Annotated in this window: 15 protein-coding genes; 10 read left to right on the forward strand and 5 right to left on the reverse strand. The window is 71.1% G+C overall.

The features are described from left to right. Positions 1-120 precede the first annotated feature (120 nt). The 6 genes from ACZ7DL_RS07520 to ACZ7DL_RS07545 all read left to right on the forward strand — a co-directional run bounded on the left by ACZ7DL_RS07520 (position 121) and on the right by ACZ7DL_RS07545 (position 7,669). Entirely contained in the window at positions 121-2,244 is a 2,124-nt protein-coding gene (locus ACZ7DL_RS07520; protein WP_470772200.1) for a DNA gyrase/topoisomerase IV subunit B, read from the forward strand. A gap of 859 nt (positions 2,245-3,103) precedes the next feature. Next, on the forward strand, positions 3,104-3,625 hold the full coding sequence (locus ACZ7DL_RS07525) for a DUF1453 domain-containing protein (RefSeq protein WP_470772202.1): 522 nt from the start codon (positions 3,104-3,106) through the stop codon (positions 3,623-3,625). Continuing rightward, positions 3,622-4,773 (forward strand): sensor histidine kinase, encoded by a 1,152-nt coding sequence (locus ACZ7DL_RS07530; RefSeq protein WP_470772204.1) that lies wholly within the window; start codon positions 3,622-3,624, stop codon positions 4,771-4,773. The genes ACZ7DL_RS07525 and ACZ7DL_RS07530 overlap by 4 nt, the downstream gene beginning before the upstream one ends. Continuing rightward, entirely contained in the window at positions 4,770-5,468 is a 699-nt protein-coding gene (locus tag ACZ7DL_RS07535) for a response regulator transcription factor (RefSeq protein WP_470772205.1), read from the forward strand. Before ACZ7DL_RS07530 ends, ACZ7DL_RS07535 begins: the two co-directional genes overlap by 4 nt. A 153-nt stretch (positions 5,469-5,621) precedes the next feature. Further along, the gene (locus ACZ7DL_RS07540) at positions 5,622-6,077 is read left to right on the forward strand and encodes a DUF485 domain-containing protein (RefSeq protein WP_470772207.1); all 456 of its coding nucleotides are present in this window, start codon (positions 5,622-5,624) and stop codon (positions 6,075-6,077) included. Then, a complete protein-coding gene (locus ACZ7DL_RS07545; protein ID WP_470772208.1) occupies positions 6,074-7,669 on the forward strand; it encodes a solute symporter family protein in 1,596 nt (531 codons plus the stop codon). The genes ACZ7DL_RS07540 and ACZ7DL_RS07545 overlap by 4 nt, the downstream gene beginning before the upstream one ends. Before the next feature lie 17 nt (positions 7,670-7,686). On the opposite strand, the gene ACZ7DL_RS07550 is transcribed toward ACZ7DL_RS07545, so the two are convergent. Continuing rightward, on the reverse strand, positions 7,687-8,379 hold the full coding sequence (locus ACZ7DL_RS07550) for a response regulator (protein ID WP_470772209.1): 693 nt from the start codon (positions 8,377-8,379) through the stop codon (positions 7,687-7,689). Between the two features lie 157 nt (positions 8,380-8,536). On the opposite strand from ACZ7DL_RS07550, the gene ACZ7DL_RS07555 reads away from it, so the two are divergent. The 3 genes from ACZ7DL_RS07555 to ACZ7DL_RS07565 are packed head-to-tail and all read left to right on the forward strand — an operon-like array spanning position 8,537 to position 11,318. Further along, positions 8,537-9,352, forward strand: coding sequence for an ABC transporter ATP-binding protein (locus ACZ7DL_RS07555; protein ID WP_470772210.1), 816 nt, complete (start codon positions 8,537-8,539; stop codon positions 9,350-9,352). After that, positions 9,342-10,205, forward strand: coding sequence for an ABC transporter permease (locus ACZ7DL_RS07560; protein ID WP_470772212.1), 864 nt, complete (start codon positions 9,342-9,344; stop codon positions 10,203-10,205). The genes ACZ7DL_RS07555 and ACZ7DL_RS07560 overlap by 11 nt, the downstream gene beginning before the upstream one ends. A gap of 57 nt (positions 10,206-10,262) precedes the next feature. Further along, positions 10,263-11,318, forward strand: coding sequence for an ABC transporter substrate-binding protein (locus tag ACZ7DL_RS07565; protein ID WP_470772215.1), 1,056 nt, complete (start codon positions 10,263-10,265; stop codon positions 11,316-11,318). Positions 11,319-11,336: 18 nt separating this feature from the next. On the opposite strand, the gene ACZ7DL_RS07570 is transcribed toward ACZ7DL_RS07565, so the two are convergent. From ACZ7DL_RS07570 to ACZ7DL_RS07585, 4 genes are all read right to left on the reverse strand, one after another. After that, on the reverse strand, positions 11,337-12,017 hold the full coding sequence (locus ACZ7DL_RS07570; RefSeq protein WP_470772217.1) for a response regulator: 681 nt from the start codon (positions 12,015-12,017) through the stop codon (positions 11,337-11,339). After that, on the reverse strand, positions 12,017-13,711 hold the full coding sequence (locus ACZ7DL_RS07575) for an ATP-binding protein (RefSeq protein WP_470772220.1): 1,695 nt from the start codon (positions 13,709-13,711) through the stop codon (positions 12,017-12,019). The genes ACZ7DL_RS07570 and ACZ7DL_RS07575 overlap by 1 nt, the downstream gene beginning before the upstream one ends. A 223-nt stretch (positions 13,712-13,934) precedes the next feature. After that, positions 13,935-14,876 carry a sucrase ferredoxin gene (locus tag ACZ7DL_RS07580; RefSeq protein WP_470772222.1) on the reverse strand — a complete coding sequence of 314 codons (942 nt, stop codon included), beginning with the start codon at positions 14,874-14,876 and terminating at the stop codon, positions 13,935-13,937. Positions 14,877-14,930: 54 nt separating this feature from the next. Further along, positions 14,931-16,187 (reverse strand): citrate/2-methylcitrate synthase, encoded by a 1,257-nt coding sequence (locus ACZ7DL_RS07585; protein ID WP_470772224.1) that lies wholly within the window; start codon positions 16,185-16,187, stop codon positions 14,931-14,933. 112 nt (positions 16,188-16,299) lie between these two features. Between ACZ7DL_RS07585 and ACZ7DL_RS07590 the strand changes: the two genes are divergently transcribed. Continuing rightward, positions 16,300-17,466 (forward strand): citrate synthase, encoded by a 1,167-nt coding sequence (locus tag ACZ7DL_RS07590; protein ID WP_470772226.1) that lies wholly within the window; start codon positions 16,300-16,302, stop codon positions 17,464-17,466. Positions 17,467-17,850 lie beyond the last annotated feature (384 nt).

Consider the following 17,850-nt stretch of genomic DNA (forward strand, 5'->3'; position numbering starts at 1 on the left):
GTTCTCGACGAGGGTGGCGTTACACCGGCTCTACCAGGGCTCGGTACCCTCTGTGCGGCGACCGAAGCCGCCCCCTTACCCAGAAGGGGGCAACCTGAAATTCAGCGAGGAGCGAACCGCGTGACCGCCGATACGTCCGTGCCGTCCACAGCGCTGCTGGCAGGAGCAGACCGGGACGGTTCCAACTACACCGCGCGGCACCTGCTCGTCCTCGAGGGCCTCGAAGCCGTGCGCAAGCGACCGGGCATGTACATCGGCTCGACCGACAGCCGCGGCCTGATGCACTGCCTGTGGGAGATCATCGACAACTCCGTGGACGAGGCCCTCGGCGGCTACTGCGACCACATCGAGGTCATCCTGCACGACGACGGCTCCGTGGAGGTCCGTGACAACGGTCGCGGCATCCCCGTCGACGTCGAGCCCAAGACCGGCCTGTCCGGCGTCGAGGTCGTCATGACCAAGCTCCACGCGGGCGGCAAGTTCGGCGGCGGCTCCTACGCCGCCTCCGGCGGCCTGCACGGCGTCGGCGCCTCCGTGGTCAACGCGCTCTCCGCCCGTCTCGACGTCGAAGTGGACCGTGGCGGCCACACGCACGCGATCAGCTTCCGGCGCGGCGTGCCGGGCGTCTTCGCGACGGACAGCGCAGAGGCGAAGTTCGAGGCGAAGAGCGGCCTGCGCAAGGCCAAGAAGATCCCCAAGACGCGCACCGGCACGCGCGTGCGTTACTGGGCCGACCGGCAGATCTTCCTCAAGGACGCCAAGCTCTCCCTGGAGAACCTGCACCAGCGCGCCCGGCAGACCGCGTTCCTGGTACCCGGTCTGACCATCGTCGTCCGCGACGAGTTCGGCCTCGGTGAGGGCGGCAGCAAGGGCGAGGAGTCCTTCCGCTTCGACGGCGGCATCAGCGAGTTCTGTGAGTACCTGGCGGGTGACAGGCCGGTCTGCGACGTCCTGCGCTTCTCGGGCCACGGCACCTTCAAGGAGACCGTCCCGGTCCTGGACGAGCACGGGCAGATGACCCCGACCGAGGTCACCCGCGAGCTGGGCGTCGACGTCGCGATGCGCTGGGGCACGGGCTACGACACCACGGTCCGGTCCTTCGTCAACATCATCGCCACGCCCAAGGGCGGCACCCATGTCGCCGGCTTCGAGCAGGCCCTCACGCAGACGATGAACGATGTGCTGCGGGCCAAGAAGCTGCTGCGGGTGGCCGAGGACAACATCGTCAAGGACGACGCCCTGGAGGGCCTCACCGCCGTCGTCACCGTGCGCCTGGCCGAGCCGCAGTTCGAGGGGCAGACCAAGGAGGTCCTCGGCACCTCGGCGGCCCGCCGCATCGTGAACAACGTGGTGACCAAGGAACTCAAGGCGTTCCTGACCGCGACCAAGCGTGACGCCGCCGCACAGGCCCGGGTCGTCATGGAGAAGGTGGTCGCCGCCGCCCGTACCCGTGTCGCGGCCCGCCAGCACAAGGACGCCCAGCGCCGGAAGACCGCTCTGGAGTCCTCGTCCCTGCCGGCGAAGCTCGCCGACTGCCGCAGCGACGACGTCGACCGCAGCGAGCTGTTCATCGTCGAGGGCGACTCCGCGCTCGGTACGGCCAAGCTGGCGCGGAACTCCGAATTCCAGGCGCTGCTGCCGATCCGCGGCAAGATCCTCAACGTGCAGCGCTCGTCGGTGACCGACATGCTCAAGAACGCCGAGTGCGGCGCGATCATCCAGGTCATAGGGGCCGGCTCGGGCCGCACCTTCGACATCGATCAGGCCCGCTACGGCAAGATCATCATGATGACCGACGCCGACGTGGACGGCTCGCACATCCGCTGCCTGCTGCTCACGCTGTTCCAGCGGTACATGCGGCCCATGGTCGAGGCCGGCCGGGTCTTCGCCGCCGTGCCGCCGCTGCACCGCATCGAGCTGATCCAGCCGAAGAAGGGGCAGGACAAGTACGTCTACACGTACTCCGACCGCGAGCTGCGCGACAAGCTCATGGAATTCCAGAGCAAGGGCGTCCGGTACAAGGACTCCATCCAGCGCTACAAGGGTCTGGGCGAGATGGACGCCGACCAGCTGGCCGAGACCACGATGGACCCGCGCCACCGCACCCTGCGCCGCATCAACCTCTCCGACCTGGAGGCCGCCGAACAGGTCTTCGACCTGCTGATGGGCAACGACGTGGCGCCCCGCAAGGAGTTCATCTCCAGCTCCGCGGCGACGCTGGACCGGTCGCGCATCGACGCATAGCCGCTGCGCTCGGCCTCGGCCGACGAGGGTTGGTGCGGGCCGCTTGCTCGAAGGTGCGGTTGCCGGGGGCCGGCTGCGAAGGCGGGCCCCTGGTCAGCGGTTCTTGTCGGGCGGTGGCTGACCGACGAGGGTGCTTGCAGGGTGCCGCCGACTGAGGTCGTGCTGTGGCAGCAGGGCAGCAGGGCAGCAGGGCAGCGGGTAGCTGGCGGCGTCCGGGCAGCTGGGGGCGTCCGGGCGCGCGGCGTGCGAAGGCCGGCGTGCCGAGGTGAGCGGGCCCGGCTCGGCGGCCGGGGCGGGAGGGCGGGCGTCCGCTCTCGGCGCGTCAGCCCACAGCCGGGGTGACGGGCACGGTCGACTCGGTGGCCGTGCCTTCGCATGCCGTCATCCTGTCGCGCCGCAGGCCGCCGCCATTCGGCCCTCAGCGGCCCCCGGTCGTCCGCCCCCCGCTCGTCCGCCTCGGGTCATCCGCCCCCGGTGCATCCGCCATCAGCCCAGTCTTCGGCCGCCGTGCCCGTGGGCCGTTGCGAGCGGCACTTGGCCCAATGAGCCCCCATCAGCCCTTGACGCGTGGGCGAGCGAGGGCTGAGCGGGCCCGGACGTGGCGCAGGCGAGGTGTCCGGCTGGGCTCGTCTCGCCTGATCCCCGCTCACCACCGCACCCTGCCGAACTGCCCCCTCCCCTCCGCTCGGACCGTCCGGCCGCCCGAAGAGTCTCTCCACCCGTGGGTGGAGAGAGGCCGCTGCGAGGTTCCACCCGTGATCCACCCTGGCTCCGATCTCCGGACCTGCGAATTTCCGTAACTTCGAAGGCGTCGGCAGCGCTCGCTCCCGGTACCACCTTCTCGCTCACGGAGGCTCTGATGCCCGGGCTCGTCAACGCGCTGGTGATCGTGGCCGTCGTCGCCATAGTGCTCGCGCGCCAGTTCCGCGCCCGTGCGATCGACACGGACCGGCGCTGGTGGCTGCTGCCCGTGGTCCTCGCTGTCGTCGCGCTGCGCGAGCCCGGCATCCTCGACGTCCACCACCGCGCCGAATCCGGAGTACTGGTCGCGGCGGAACTGCTCATCGGCCTGGTCACCGGCGTCGGCTGGGGCTGGACCACCCGTATCTGGACTGCGCCGGACGGCGTCGTGTGGACGAAGAGCACAAGCGCGAGCGTCGCCGTATGGGGAGTGGGCATAGCCCTGCGGGTCGGTGTCTTCGCCCTCGGCTCCGCACTCGGCCTGCACCAGGACAGTTCCGCCCTGATGCTCGGTCTTGCCGGCACCCTGCTGGTCCGCGGCGGAATCCTGGCCTGGCGGGCCCAGTTGCTCGGCTCCGCGAGCCGCCTCGCCGCGGCGTACGGTGACGACGAGCCGTCGGCCTGGAAGGAGCGCGCGTGACGGAGAACGCCTGGACACGCTGGCCGTCACGCGAAGCACTCGGCCGCGCGGGAACCACCACATCCCGGCGCCTGCTGATCTGGACCACCCGACTGCTCGTGCTGGCCATACTCCTGTGGGGCGCCTTCAGTCAGAGACACGTCGGCGTCTGGGGAGCGCTCGCGGCAGCGGCGGCAGTCGTCCTTGCCGGTTTCGCCGCCTGGGCCTTCTTCCGCAGCACCTACGAGCACAGACTGGTGCCGTCCCTGGCGCTCATGGGTGTCCTCCTGGGGATCGCCGTCGCCGCCGAGGCGACGGGGTTCAGAGTGCCGGCCCTCGTGATCTGGTGCGGCTGCGGAGTCAGCGCGCTGGAGCGGTTGCCGCTCGCGGCTGCCGTCCCCGTGGCATCGGTGGCCCTGGCCGCGTACTCCGCGTTCACCAACGATGCCTGGCTGACCACGGCCGCCACCGTGGCCGGCATGGCCCTCGCCGGCTATGTCCTGCGGCTGGACGCGGAAGCCCGGGGCAGTGCGCACCGGTTGCTCGAGCAGGAGCGTGCCGCCCGCGCGGCCGAGGCCGAGTCCGCGGCGCTGGCCGAGCGGGCCCGCATCGCACGGGAGATCCACGACGTGCTGGCGCACAGCCTTTCGGCGCAGCTCGTGCACCTGGAGGCGGCCCGGCTGCTGATCGAGAACGGCGCGGACCGCGAGCGGATCATGGAGCGGGTGGTGGCCGCCCGCGGGATGGCCCGGGACGGCCTCGCCGAGACCCGGCAGGCGTTGTCCGCGCTGCGGGGCGAGCTGACACCGCTGGAGGACTTCCTGACCGAGCTCGTCAGCACTGCCGACGGCGCCGAGGTCACCATCACAGGTGAACGCAGACCCCTGCCGGCCGAGGCGTCCCAGGCCGTGCGGCGGGTCGCGCAGGAGGCGCTGACGAACGTCCGCAAGCACGCTCTCGGCGCCAAGGTGGATGTGCGGCTGGACTACAGCGAGCACGAAGTGACGCTGAACGTGAGGGATTCGGGCGGACGGCCGGGTGAACTCAACGCGGCCGGTGGCGGGTACGGTCTGCTGGGCATGCGTGAGCGCGCCGAGCTGCTGGGCGGTTCGCTGGACGCGGGGCCGGGCGAGGAGGGGTTCGTGGTGACGCTGAAGGTGCCCGTATGACGGAGACGGAGGGGGAGGAGAAGACCGCACGGGTCGTGGTCGCCGATGACCAGACCGTGGTCCGGGAGGGCATCGTGATGCTGCTCGGGCTGCTTCCCGGCGTGGAGGTCGTGGGGGCCGCGGGCGACGGTGAGGAGGCGGTGCGGCTGGTCGGTGAACTCGCTCCGGACGTCGTCCTGATGGACCTCAGGATGCCCCGCTGCGACGGGGTGGAGGCCACCCGGCGGATCCGGACACAGTACCCGGGAACCCAGGTCGTGGTGCTCACCACCTACGCGGACGACGAGTCCCTGTTCCCCGCGCTGCGAGCCGGCGCCCGGGGGTATCTGACCAAGGACGCGGGTGGTGACGAGATCGTACGTGCCGTGCACAGCGTGCTGTCGGGAGACGCGGGGCTGTCGCCGAGTGTCCAGCGCCGGTTGCTGGAGCGGCTGTCGCAGCCTGAGCCCGAGCCGGCACCGGCGGCCGGCGAGGTACCCGACGGGCTGACCTCGCGGGAGACCGAGGTGCTGCAGCTGATCGCCGAAGGTCTCAGCAATCAGGAGATCGCTCACAGACTGCATGTGTCGACCGCGACCGTGAAGACGCACATCAACAACCTCTTCGCCAAGACGGGGCTCAAGGATCGGGCACAGGCGGTGCGTTACGCCTACAGCAAGGGGCTGGTGCGGCCACCCACCGGGGGGATCACCTGATGGGGTGAAGAGCCGGGGGAAGAAGAGTCAGGGATCTTCCCGTTCTGTCCATCCTTGGGCATGCAGTCAAGCAACGGTCGCTCCGGCGGAGCCAGGGACGGTTCCGAGAGTTCCGCCGGGAATCAGGCAGACCACGGCGCGCCCTCCGGCGACATGACCTACGAGGACCCCTGGTACGACGCGCTGGCCTCCGGCTGGGGAGAGCTGGACAGGACCGGCATGCCCGCGCCGGCCGTACCGCACGCGCGCGGTCAGCACAGTACGACGGCGGCGCGCACCCGCGAGGTGTACGTCGAGGTGCAGCGCAGCGAGGCGTTCCAAGAGGTGCGCAGCAGGTACCGGCGGTTCGTGGTGCCGGGGGTCGCCGCCTTCCTCGCCTGGTACGTCGGGTACGTGGTCGCCGCGACGACCGCTCCCGGACTCATGGCCCGGCCCGTGGTGGGGGCGGTGAACGTGGCGATGCTCGCGGGGCTCGGGCAGTTCCTCACCACGTTTCTGCTCACGTGGGCGTACGCCCGGCATGCGCGGCTGCGCCGGGACCGGCCCGCGCTGGAGCTGCGCTGGGACACGCAGGAACTGGCCCGGGGAGCACAGGGAGGTGCATTGTGACCGGTGACCATCAGACTCTGGCGATGCTGCTGTTCAGCGGGTTCGTGGCGGTCACCCTGGGGATCACGACCTGGGTGAGCCGCAGGCGGCACGGTTCGGCGGAGGAGTTCTACGCCGGCGGGCGGTTGTTCTCCCCCATGGAGAATGGTTTTGCCATTGCCGGTGACTACATGTCGGCGGCCTCCTTCCTCGGGATCAGCGGGCTCATCGCGCTGTACGGGTACGACGGGCTGCTGTATGGCGTGGGCTTCCTCGTGGCGTGGCTGGTCGTGCTGTTCCTGGTCGCCGAACTGGTACGCAACTGCGGGCGGTTCACCCTGGCCGACGTGGTGGCCGCGCGGATGAGTGAACGGCCGGTGCGGATCGCCGCGGGAACTTCCTCGGTCACGGTGTCCGTTCTCTATCTGGTGGCGCAGATGGTCGGCGCGGGCAGCCTGGTGGCGCTGCTGCTGGGGCGGACGAGCGGCGCGGCCCAGGCATGGGCGGTCATCGGCGTCGGAGCGCTTATGGTGATCTATGTGTCGTTGGGAGGGATGCGGGCCACCACCTGGATCCAGATCGTGAAGGCGGTCCTGCTGCTCAGCGGCACGGTCGTGCTCACCGTGCTCGTACTGCTGCGCTTCCACGGGGACGTCGACCGGCTGCTGCTCACGGCCGCGGAGCGCAGCGGTCACGGGAGGGCGTTCCTGGCGCCGGGACTGAAGTACGGCGGGGACTGGACGGCCCGGCTCGACTTCATCAGCCTCGGCCTCGCGCTGGTGCTGGGTACGGCGGGCCTGCCGCACATCCTGTCCCGCTTCTACACCGTGCCGACCGCGCGGGCCGCCCGCCGTTCCGTGGTGTGGTCCATCGGCCTGATCGGCAGTTTCTACCTGATGACGATCGTCCTCGGGTTCGGTGCGGCGGCGGTGGTGGGGCCGGCAGCCGTACTCGGGTCCAACGCGTCCGGGAACACGGCGGTGCCCCTCCTCGCTCTGGACCTGGGCGGCGGGGCGGGCTCCACCGGTGGCACCGTGCTGTTCGCGGTGGTCGCCGCCGTAGCCTTCGCGACGATCCTCGCGGTGGTCGCGGGCATCACGCTCGCCTCCTCGGCTTCGGTGGCCCATGACCTGTACGCGTCGCTGCGACGGTCGCACGGCACGGCCCCGCGCAGCGAGGTGGCGGTGGCGCGGTGGGCTGCGGTCGGTGTCGGCGTCGTGGCGATCGCACTCGGTCTGCTGGCCCGCGATCTCAACGTCGCCTTCCTCGTGGGCCTCGCCTTCGCGGTCGCCGCGTCGGCGAATCTGCCGGTCCTGCTCTACTCGCTGTTCTGGCGCGGCTTCACCACGCGTGGCGCGGTGTGGGCGGTGTACGGCGGGCTGCTCCCTGCGATCGGGCTCGTGCTGCTGTCCCCTGTGGTGTCCGGCAGCCCGGGCTCGTTGTTCCCGGCCGTCGACTTCCAGTACTTCCCGCTGGAGAACCCGGGCATCGTCTCCATCCCGCTCGGCTTCCTCGCCGGCTGGCTGGGCACGGTCACCTCGGACGACGTCGGGGACGAGGCCGGGTACGCGGAGACGGAGGTGCGCTCGCTGACCGGCGCCGGGGCCGTATAGCAGGGCCGCGGGTGCCGTCAGGGCGCCACCCAGGCGTACCGGTGTTCGGGGCGGCCGGTGTCGCCGTACTTCAGGGAGAGGTGGAGGCGGCCCGCCTGTTCCAGGTGGCGGAGGTAGCGCTGCGCGGTGGAACGACTCAGGCCGGTCCGGGCTGCCACCTCGTGGGCCGACAGTGGATGGTCGGCCCGGTGCAGGACGCCGCAGATGAGGTCGGTCGTGGGCTCGGAATGGCCGGTCGGCAGACCGGGTGCGGAGGGGGCGGGGGTGGTGCGCAGGGCGCCGAAGATCCGGTCGACCTGCTCCTGGCCCGTCAGGCCCCGGCCGCCCACCCGGTCGACCGTGCGGCGCAGGGCGGCGTAGGAGTCCAGGCGGGCGCGCAGCGCGGCGAAGGTGAACGGCTTCACCAGGTAGTGCAGGGCGCCCAGGCGCATCGCCTGCTGGACGGTCGTCACATCACTGGCCGCGGTGATCATGATGACGTCGGTGCCATGGCCGTGCTCGCGCATGCGGTGGACGAGTTCCAGGCCGGTCTGGTCCGGCAGGTAGTGGTCGAGGAGGACCAGGTCGATGGTGCCGCGTTCGACGGCGGCCAGAGCCTGGGCGGCGCTGTGTGCGCGGGCGGTCACCCGGAAGCCGGGAACCTTTCCCACGTACTTGGCGTTGATCTCGGCGACGCGGAAATCGTCGTCCACCACCAGGACGTCAATCATCAGGCCTCTCCTTCAAGGCCGGCGGGCGTTGAGCCCGTGTTTCGGCTCCGCAGTTGTAGCGCGAGCAAAATGAGCACAACAGGCTCTTGCGAGCAAAAGAACGGCTTGCGCTCACAAGACTCCTGCGGTGGCCGGGGCACACCTACCGTCCCGGCCCATGAGCGCACACACCAGCCCCGCCATCGAGCTGCGGGGCGCGAGCAAGACCTTCAGAACCCCGTCCGGGGGACTGCACACGGCCGTGCGCGGTCTGGACCTCACCGTGCAGCGCGGCGAGTTCGTGGCCGTCGTAGGACCGACCGGTTGTGGCAAGTCCACCACGCTGACCCTGGTCAGCGGCCTGGAGGAGCCCACCGAGGGAGATGTGCTGGTGGCCGGGAAGCCGGTCGACGGTGTCGGTGACAAGGTCGGCTTCGTCTTCCAGCAGGACGCCACCTTCCCCTGGCGGACGGTCCTGTCGAACGTCATGGCGGGCCCGCGCTTTCGTGGCGCACCCAAGGCGGAGGCCAAGGAGAAGGCCCGTGAATGGCTGGCCCGGGTGGGACTCGCCGCGTTCGAGGACCGCTACCCGCACCAGCTCTCCGGCGGTCAGCGCAAGCGTGTCGCGCTGGCGGCAACGTTCGTCAACGACCCGGAGATCCTGCTGATGGACGAGCCCTTCTCGGCGCTCGACGTGCAGACCCGGGCCCTGATGTCGGACGAACTGCTGGAGCTGTGGGAGGGCACCGGCGCCTCCGTCGTCTTCGTCACCCACGACCTGGAGGAGTCCATCGCGCTGGCCGACAAGGTCGTCGTGATGACCGCCGGCCCCGCGACCGTGAAGCAGGTCTTCGACATCGACCTGCCCCGCCCGCGCAAGGTCGAGTCGGTACGCCTGGAGGCGCGGTTCATCGAGATCTACCGGGAGATCTGGGAGTCCCTCGGCGAAGAGGTCCGCATCACCCGCGAGAGGGGCGCCGCCCATGTCGCCTGAGGTCCTCAGCACCCCGGTCGTCGACACCGTCAAGACGCCGGACCGCGCGCAGACCCGCGCCCAGGCCGCCCGCCGGCGCAAGCTCGTCGTCAACGTCACGCGCGTGGTGCTCCTCGTGGCCGTCCTCGGCCTGTGGGAGGCGCTGTCCCGCGCCGAGATCATCGATCCGTTCAACTTCTCGATGCCCACGAAGATCTGGGATCAGATCTACACCTGGGTGACCCACGGAACCGCGCTCGGATCGCTGGGCGAGCAGATCTGGTACACGCTGTACGAGGCGCTGCTCGGCTGGGTCCTCGGTGTGGTCGCCGGTGTCCTGTTCGGTATTGCGCTTGGGCGGATCAGATTGCTCGCCGAGGTGCTTGGTCCATACATCAAGGTGCTCAACTCGATTCCCCGGATCGTTCTGGCACCCATCTTCCTGATCTGGTTCGGCCTCGGACCGTCCTCCAAGGTGGCCTCCGCCGTGGTGCTCGTCTTCTTCCCGGTGTTCTTCAACGCCTTCCAGGGCGCCCGCGAAGTGGACCGCAACCTCGTGGCCAACGCCCGCATCCTGGGCGCGAGCGACCGCAGGGTGACTCTCCAGGTGGTCATCCCGTCGGCCACCTCCTGGATCTTCACCAGCCTCCACGTCAGCTTCGGCTTCGCCCTCATCGGCGCGATCGTCGGCGAGTACATCGGCGCGACCAAGGGCATCGGGCTGCTCGTCTCCCAGTCGCAGAACACCTTCAACGCGGCCGGTGTCTACGCCGCGATGGTCATCCTCGCCGTCGTCGCCCTCGTCGCCGAGGGCCTGCTGACCTTCGCCGAGCGCCGCATCTTCCGCTGGAAGCCCGCCGGCTCCGACAGCTGACCGATCCCCCACCCCCCGCCCCTTCCCGCACCGCCCTCTCACAAGGACGTGAACCGCATGCGCAAGACCGCCAGATACGCCTCCCTGGCCGCCGCCGGGCTGCTCGCCCTCTCTTCGCTCACCGCCTGCGCCAATGACGCGGCAAGCTCCACGGTCGACACCGGCAGCGGCGGGGGCGGCAAGGGCGAGACCGTCAAGATCATGGTCGGCGGCCTGGACAAGGTCATCTACCTGCCCGCGATGCTCACCCAGCGCCTCGGCTACTTCCAGGCCGAAGGACTGAACGTCCAGCTCCTCAGCGAGCCCGCCGGGGTGCAGGCCGAGACCGCGCTCGTCTCCGGCCAGGTGCAGGGAGCGGTCGGGTTCTACGACCACACCCTCGACCTCCAGGTGAAGGGCAAGTCGGTGGAGTCGGTGGTGCAGTTCTCGCACGCGCCCGGCGAGGTCGAGGTCGTCTCGAACAAGGCGGCCGGCGACCTCACCTCGCCCCAGGACTTCAAGGGCCGCAAGCTGGGCGTGACCGGCCTCGGCTCCTCGACCGACTTTCTCACCAAGTACCTGGCGGTCAAGAACGGCGTGAGGATCAGCGACTTCACACCGGTCGCGGTGGGTGCCGGGCCGACGTTCATCGCGGCGCTCCAGAAGGGTGCGATCGACGGTGGCATGACCACCGACCCGACCGTCGCGACGATCCTGGACAAGAAGGCCGGGAAGATCCTCATCGACATGCGCACCCCCGAGGGGTCGCAGGAGGCGCTGGGCGGGCCGTACCCGTCGTCAAGTCTGTACATGCAGACGGACTGGGTGAACGGACACAAGGACACCGTCCAGAAGTTGGTCAACGCATTCGTCAAGACGCTCAAGTGGATGTCCACGCACAGTGCCGACGAGATCGCCGCCAAGATGCCCGCCGACTACTCCCAGGGCCACAAGAGCCTGTACGCGCAGGCCATCAAGAGCACCCTGCCGATGTTCACCGACGACGGCGTGATGCCCCAGGGCGGTCCCGAGACCGTTGAAAAGGTCCTCAAGGCCTTCAATCCCAACATCCAGAACGCGAACGTCGACTTGAGCAAGACCTACACGACGGAGTTCGTCAAGGCGGTCAAGTGACCGCTGCATGAAACGCGCTCAGGCGCGGGCCGCCCACTCGTAACGGTGTTCCGGGCGGCCCGCGTCGCCGTACTTGAGGGTCAGCCGGGCCCGGCCGGTGCGTTCCAGGAGCTTCAGATACCGCTGGGCGGTCTGCCGGCTCACTCCCGTCCGCTCGGCGATCTCCTGGGCCGACAGCGGCCCTTCAGCACTCAGCAGCGCTTGGCGCACCAACTCGGCCGTCGTGGGGGAGTGCCCCTTGGGCAAGCCGGGCTCCGACGGGGCGGACAGGGCGCCGAAGATGCGGTCCACCTCCGCCTGCTCGGCCTCACCCCCGCCGTCCAGGGTGCGCCGCAGCTCGGCATACGCCTCCAGCTTGGCCCGCAGACCGGCGAAGGCGAACGGCTTCACCAGGTACTGCAAAGCCCCGTGCCGCATGGCCGCCTGGACGGTCGACACGTCCCGCGCCGCCGTCACCATGATCACGTCGGTCTCGTGACCGCGCCGGCGCATCTCCTGGACGACCGCCAGACCCGTGTCGTCAGGCAGGTAGTGGTCCATCAGAACCAGATCGAGCCGCGGCAGGCTCTCCACCTGGCGCAGCGCCTCGGCCGCGTTGTGCGCCTCGCCGGCCACATGGAAACCGGGGACTTTCTCCACGTAGGCGGCGTTGACCCGGGCCACCCGGGTGTCGTCGTCCACCACCAGCACCTCGATCATCACGCCTCCTCCTCGGCGGTGGCCGGGACGTCCGTCGTCGCTGCGGCGGGATTCGGGGACCCGGTGAGGGCCGGCTCCAGCTCCGGCTCGGTCAGCGCCTCCGGCAGCACTACCGCGAATTCCGCGCCACCGCCGGTCGCCGTGCCCACGGTCGCGCTGCCGCCCTGCCGCTCGGCGAGCCGGCGCACCAGGGAGAGTCCTATGCCCCGCTTGCCGTGCGCGGGCGGCTTCTTGGTGGACCACCCCTCCGTGAAGATCAGCTCCCGCTGGTCCTCGGGGATTCCGGGGCCTGTGTCGCGCACTCTGAGGACGACCGTACGGCCCTCGGTGCGCAACTCGACCTCCACGCGCGCGTGCGGTGTGCCCGCGACCGCGTCGAGCGCGTTGTCCACCAGGTTGCCGACGACCGTCACCAGCCCCCTGGGATCGATCAACCGGTCCGGGAGCCGCGTGTGCTCCGACACCCACAGCGCGACCCCGCGCTCGGCCGCCACAGTCGCCTTGCCGACCAGCAGCGCGGCCAGCAGCGGGTCCTGGATCCTCTCGGTGACCTGCTCGGCGGTGGCCCGGTGGTCCCCGACCACCTCGCCGACGAACTCGACGGCGTCGTCGTACATCTCCAGCTCCAGCAGCCCCAGCAGGGTGTGCATGCGGTTGGCGTGTTCGTGGTCCTGGGCGCGCAGGGCGTCGATCAGCCCGCGCGTGGAGTCCAGTTCGCGCCCCAGCTGCTCCAGTTCGGTGCGGTCGCGCAGCGTGGCCACGGCACCACCGTCGCCGGTGGGCATGCGGTTGGCGATCAGGACGCGCTGGCCGCGCACGGTGAGCAGATCGGTGCCGGTCACGCGGCCGGCCAGCACGTCGGTCGTACGGCCCGCGCCGAGCGCCTCGTCCGGGGTCCGCCCGACGGCCTCGTCGCCGATGCCCAGCAGCCGTCGTGCCTCGTCGTTGAGCAGGCGGATCCGGCCGCCGCGGTCCAGTGCGACCACGCCCTCCCGGATGCCGTGCAGCATGGCCTCGCGTTCCGCGAGCAGCGCCGAGATGTCGGAGAAGGCCAGGTCCCGGGTCTGCCGCTGGACCCGGCGCGAGATCAGCCAGGCGGCCAGCGCGCCCACCGCCAGCGCGCCTCCGGCGTACGCGAACAGCCCTGGGATCGCGCTGATCAGCCGCGCCCGCACGCTGTCGTAGGCGATGCCGACCGAGACGGCCCCGACGATGCGGTGGTCGGCGTCGTACAGCGGTACCTTGCCGCGCGCCGAGCGTCCCAGGGTGCCCTTGTCGATCTCCATGACCTCCTTGCCGGCCAGGGCGTCACTGGGGTCGGTGGAGACGGGCCGGCCGATCTCCGAGGGCGTGGGGTGCGACCAGCGCACCCAGTTGCGGTCCAGCACCACGATGTACTCGGCGTGCGTAGCCTTCCGGATCCGCTCGGCCTCCTGCTGCACCGGGCCGTTCCTGGTCGGCGGGGTGGTGCGGACGCCCTCGGCGATCTGCGGGTCCTGAGCCGTGGTCTCGGCGATGGCCAGCGCGCGGCGCATCGCCTCCTGGTCCAGCTGTTTGCTCAGCGGCGCCAGGAAGAGCCCGGTCGCGAGCACCGCGACTCCCGCGGCGATCGCCACCTGCATCAGCAGCACCTGGGAGAACATCCGCCGTGGCAGCCCGAGGCGCAGGCGGCGTGCGGGGGGAGTGGGGCTCATACCCCCGACGGTACGTGGGGTGGCCGGAAGCGCCCCAGCGGGCGTGGCGTGGATCTCTTGATCCGTTCTTGACCCGCTGATCAATCATTGACAGAACGGGCGCCGACGCCTGTCTACCGGCCAGGGTGCGGCAACCACCGTTGACCGGCCGGGGCCTGGGCAAGTGTTGACTGCATCCGCTGATCGGCAGCCGCGCCGCACCCGCCGGCCGTACTCGCGCCGGCTAGCTCGCCAGCGCCGTCGGCCTCAGCTCGCGAACCTCGACCACGTCCATCCGCGCGGGCGCACCCAGCACCTCCGCGCCGCAGCTCTCCGGCCGGGGCGGCAGCGACGCCCCCTGGGCCACGGTGACCCGCCAACGGCGGCCGTCGGTGTGAGCGACGGTGACCTCCCAGCGCGGGGCCGCGCCGTCGGTCCGTACGACCCCGAGCACTCCCGCCCGGTACTCGCCCGCGGCTGACCGGACGGCCAGCTCGGCCGCCTGGCCGGGCCGCTCCCACGCGGAGCACCCCCGGCAGCCCTCGACGACCACGCGCCCCTCCCGCACCCCGTGCAGGGCCTCCTTGACGGTGTGCGCCTCGGCGCGGCCGTAGGCGTAGCCGTACGGCAGGACGAGCACCGTGGGCGAGAAACGATGTCCACCCAGATGGGTGACCTCCCAGACCCCGCGCACTCCCGAGGCGGCCAGCTCCGTGGCGAGAGGGCGGCCCAGGAGGGCGCAGCAGCGGTCGCGTTTGCCGTTGGTGCACACGAGCGCGAGCGGGTCACCCCGGTGCGGCCGCCCGCCGAGCACCGCGCCGAAGGAACGGTGGTCGCCCGCCCCGAGGGCGGTGAAGTCGAGGTCGAGGAGGCGCTGCGGATCGCGGGTGGTGGCACCGTGCAGCCACACGCGCCCCGGAACGGTGTGGGCCGCGTACACCTGCCGGATCGGGGGCGTGCCGGGGTCGGCATGGCGGCCCGGGTGCCGGATGAGCGCGATGCGTACGCCGGTTCCGCCGGCGGCGGCCTCCAGCGCCCGGCCCAGCGCGGGGTCCAGGTGACTCGACGTGAGCGCCTTGGCACCCCACGGGCCGGGCTGTTCCAGCAGCAGCCACGTCGTCGCCGTGGCAGCCGTGCCGGAAACCGGCTCATCAAGGCTTCGGGAGACGGTCGCACACCTACTCACACAGGTGAGCCTAACCTGACTTTCCCCGGGGCGACTTCCGGCCCCGGCCGTGTCCTACTCCGGGAGGGGCTGCGGCGGGCGCGGACCGACGTAGTGGCCGCTGGGTCGCATGCGCAGCGGGCGCTCGCCGTACTCCTCCAGGGCGTGGGCGATCCAGCCTGCCGTCCGCGCGACCGCGAAAATCGTCTCGCCCGCGGCGGCCGGCATGCCGGACGACGCGGTGAACACCGCCAGGGCCAGGTCCACGTTGGCGTGCAGCGGGGTGTGCCGGGCGGTCGTGGCGACGATGTCGCGGGCCGCGAGCAGCGCGGACTCCGCGCGCGGGACCTGTTCCAGGAGGCTGAAGAGCACGCGCGCGCGGGGGTCCTCGCCCGGGTACAGCCGGTGCCCGAGGCCGGGGACGCGGCGGCCCGCGCGCAGTTCGTCGGCGATCACCGGAACCGCCGTGCCCTGGTCGAGCACGTCCAGAAGCATCCGGTGGGCCAGACCGCTGGCGGCGCCGTGCAGCGGGCCCTCCAGGACACCGAGGCCGGCCGACACGGCCGCGTAGGCGTGCGCCCGCGCGGAGGCGGCGACCCGGACCGCGAGCGTGGACGCGGCCAGGTCGTGGTCGGCGAGCAGGGCGAGCGCGGTGTCCAGGACGCGCAGGGACGCCTCGTCGGCCGGCCGGCCGGTCAGCCGGCCCCACAGGCGGTGGGCCAGCGGGCCGTCGTCCTTGTGGCCGTGCAGAACCGGCGGCAGCGCGGCGACGAGTGTGGGGATGAGGAGGCGCGCCGTGCTCAGCACGGCCTCCTCGGACAGGTCGAAGCGCAGGGGGTCCTCGGCCGCCGCGGCGATCGCCGCGACGCGCAGCCGGTCTACGGCGGAGGCGTGCTCGGACAGGGCGTCCACCGCGCGGCGGGCGACCTTGACGGTGGCCTTGGGCGCGGTGAAGGTCACCCCCGGAGTCAGCCGGCCCGTCCACAGCCACTCGGCGACCTCCTCGTAGGAGTGGCGGGTGGCCAGCTCGACGGCGTCCACGCCCCGGAAGAAGTACCGGTCCTTCTCGATCAGGGTGATGCGGGTACGCACGGACAGATCCCCGCCGGAGCCCGGACTCCCGGCCGCCTCCCGCCGGTTGCGGCGGGCGAGAGCCTCCACCTCCCCGGCCTCGAAAGTGCTGGACCGGGCACCGGGTTCGCGTCTGCTGCTGAGCAGGCCGCGGCTCACGTACGCGTAGACCGTCTCGGGCTTCACGCCGAGCAGTTCGGCGGTCTCCTTGGTGGTCAGCCGGCGCCCGGGATGGCGGGGAGCGGTGTCGTGATCGCGCATGGGGTCACCGTAGTCGCCTCTGCACACCTTGATGTGCATACGTTGATTGGATCAATATTGACAGAGCAAGAGTCAAGCATGGACAGTCGAATCAAGTTCAGGGAGGAAAACCATGGCCGTCAACAGGTCCGCAACCCCGCTCATCAACGCCCCGCGCGGTCTGGCGGGTGTCGTCGTCACCGAGACCGAGATCGGTGACGTCCGGGGGCGGGAGGGCTTCTACCACTACCGCCAGTACTCGGCCGTCGACCTCGCCCGCACCCGCAGCTTCGAGGACGTCTGGCATCTCCTGGTCCACGGCACGCTCCCGGACGCCCGGCGCGCCGCCGCCTTCGCCGCCGAGACCGCCGCGCAGCGGCGGCTGCCCGAGGCCGTACGCGCGGCCCTCCCCGCGATCGCCGCCGCCGGCCACCTCTCCGGACCGCTGGCCGGGCTGCGCACGGCACTGTCACTGCTGGGCGCCGCGCAGGGCTTCCGGCCGGTGTACGACATCGACGCGGACCGCCGGCGCGCCGACACCGTGGCCGCCTGCGCGGCCGTACCCACCCTGCTCACCGCGCTGCACCGGCTCGGTCAGGGCCTCGACCCGGTCGAGCCGCGCGAGGATCTGTCGTACGCGGCCAACTACCTGTACATGATGACGGGTTCAGAACCGGATCCCCGCCGGGCCCGTGCGGTCGAGCAATACCTCATCTCAACCATTGATCACGGATTCAACGCGTCAACCTTCACCGCGCGCGTCATCGCGTCCACCGGCGCCGACGTGACGGCCTGTCTGACCGGTGCCGTCGGCGCCCTGTCCGGGCCGCTGCACGGAGGCGCGCCCAGCCGCGCCCTGGACACGCTGGACGCGATCGACACCCCCGACCGGATCGACGCCTGGATCCGCGAGCGGGTGCTCGCCGGCGAACGGATCATGGGCTTCGGGCACGCCGTGTACCGCACGGAGGATCCCCGGTCCCGGATGCTGCGCGAGATCGCCCTCGGTTTCGGCGGCCCGCGGGTGCACTTCGCGGCGGAGGTCGAACGCCGGGTCGAGGCGATCCTCGCCGAGCTGAAGCCGGGCCGCGAACTCCACACGAACGTCGAGTTCTACGCCGGTGTGGTCATGGAACTGTGCGGCCTGCCCCGGGAGATGTTCACCCCCACCTTCGCCGCGGCACGGGTGGTGGGCTGGAGTGCCAACATCCTGGAACAGGCGGCCGACCCGAAGATCATCCGACCGGTGGCGCGGTATGTGGGGCCCGAGCCGGAGAGGGCCGCAGCGGCCACCGGGTGACCTGTGCGGCCGTTCACCGGGTCAGGCCCCGGTGAGCAGTCACCGACGGGCGGAATTGTTCCGCCGCGGGGACCGCGGGGCCGGCGGCGGCCGCACGGTGCGCGTCCGCGTGGTGCGGCAGCGCGGGGCCGGGGCTGCCGTCGCACGGCTGAGGAACACTGCCGGGGACGGGGTGGGCCCGGCAGGGAGGGACAACATACGTGCGGTGCTACGGAACCGCCGGTCGGAGTTCCCCCGTGCAGGGCCGCACCCGCCACCCGCCGGCCGACGAGTGCCCGCTGTCCTCGACGCGGGGCGAGCGGCTCACCACCGCTCGTCGCACTCGGCAGCAGGTGGCGGTGAGCGCACTGGTACCTGATCCGGTTCGCGCCTCCGCCGTCCTCG

This window comes from Streptomyces sp. NPDC036984 (genome assembly GCF_055607665.1).

Coding starts and splice junctions, on each gene's coding strand:
- ACZ7DL_RS07525 (WP_470772202.1), top strand. CDS start 3,104: ATGCCCGGGCTCGTCAACGCGCTGGTGATCGTGGCCGTCGTCGCCATA.
- ACZ7DL_RS07535 (WP_470772205.1), top strand. CDS start 4,770: ATGACGGAGACGGAGGGGGAGGAGAAGACCGCACGGGTCGTGGTCGCC.
- ACZ7DL_RS07540 (WP_470772207.1), top strand. CDS start 5,622: ATGACCTACGAGGACCCCTGGTACGACGCGCTGGCCTCCGGCTGGGGA.
- ACZ7DL_RS07550 (WP_470772209.1), bottom strand. CDS start 8,379: ATGATTGACGTCCTGGTGGTGGACGACGATTTCCGCGTCGCCGAGATC.
- ACZ7DL_RS07555 (WP_470772210.1), top strand. CDS start 8,537: ATGAGCGCACACACCAGCCCCGCCATCGAGCTGCGGGGCGCGAGCAAG.
- ACZ7DL_RS07560 (WP_470772212.1), top strand. CDS start 9,342: ATGTCGCCTGAGGTCCTCAGCACCCCGGTCGTCGACACCGTCAAGACG.
- ACZ7DL_RS07565 (WP_470772215.1), top strand. CDS start 10,263: ATGCGCAAGACCGCCAGATACGCCTCCCTGGCCGCCGCCGGGCTGCTC.
- ACZ7DL_RS07570 (WP_470772217.1), bottom strand. CDS start 12,017: ATGATCGAGGTGCTGGTGGTGGACGACGACACCCGGGTGGCCCGGGTC.
- ACZ7DL_RS07575 (WP_470772220.1), bottom strand. CDS start 13,711: ATGAGCCCCACTCCCCCCGCACGCCGCCTGCGCCTCGGGCTGCCACGG.
- ACZ7DL_RS07585 (WP_470772224.1), bottom strand. CDS start 16,187: ATGCGCGATCACGACACCGCTCCCCGCCATCCCGGGCGCCGGCTGACC.
- ACZ7DL_RS07590 (WP_470772226.1), top strand. CDS start 16,300: ATGGCCGTCAACAGGTCCGCAACCCCGCTCATCAACGCCCCGCGCGGT.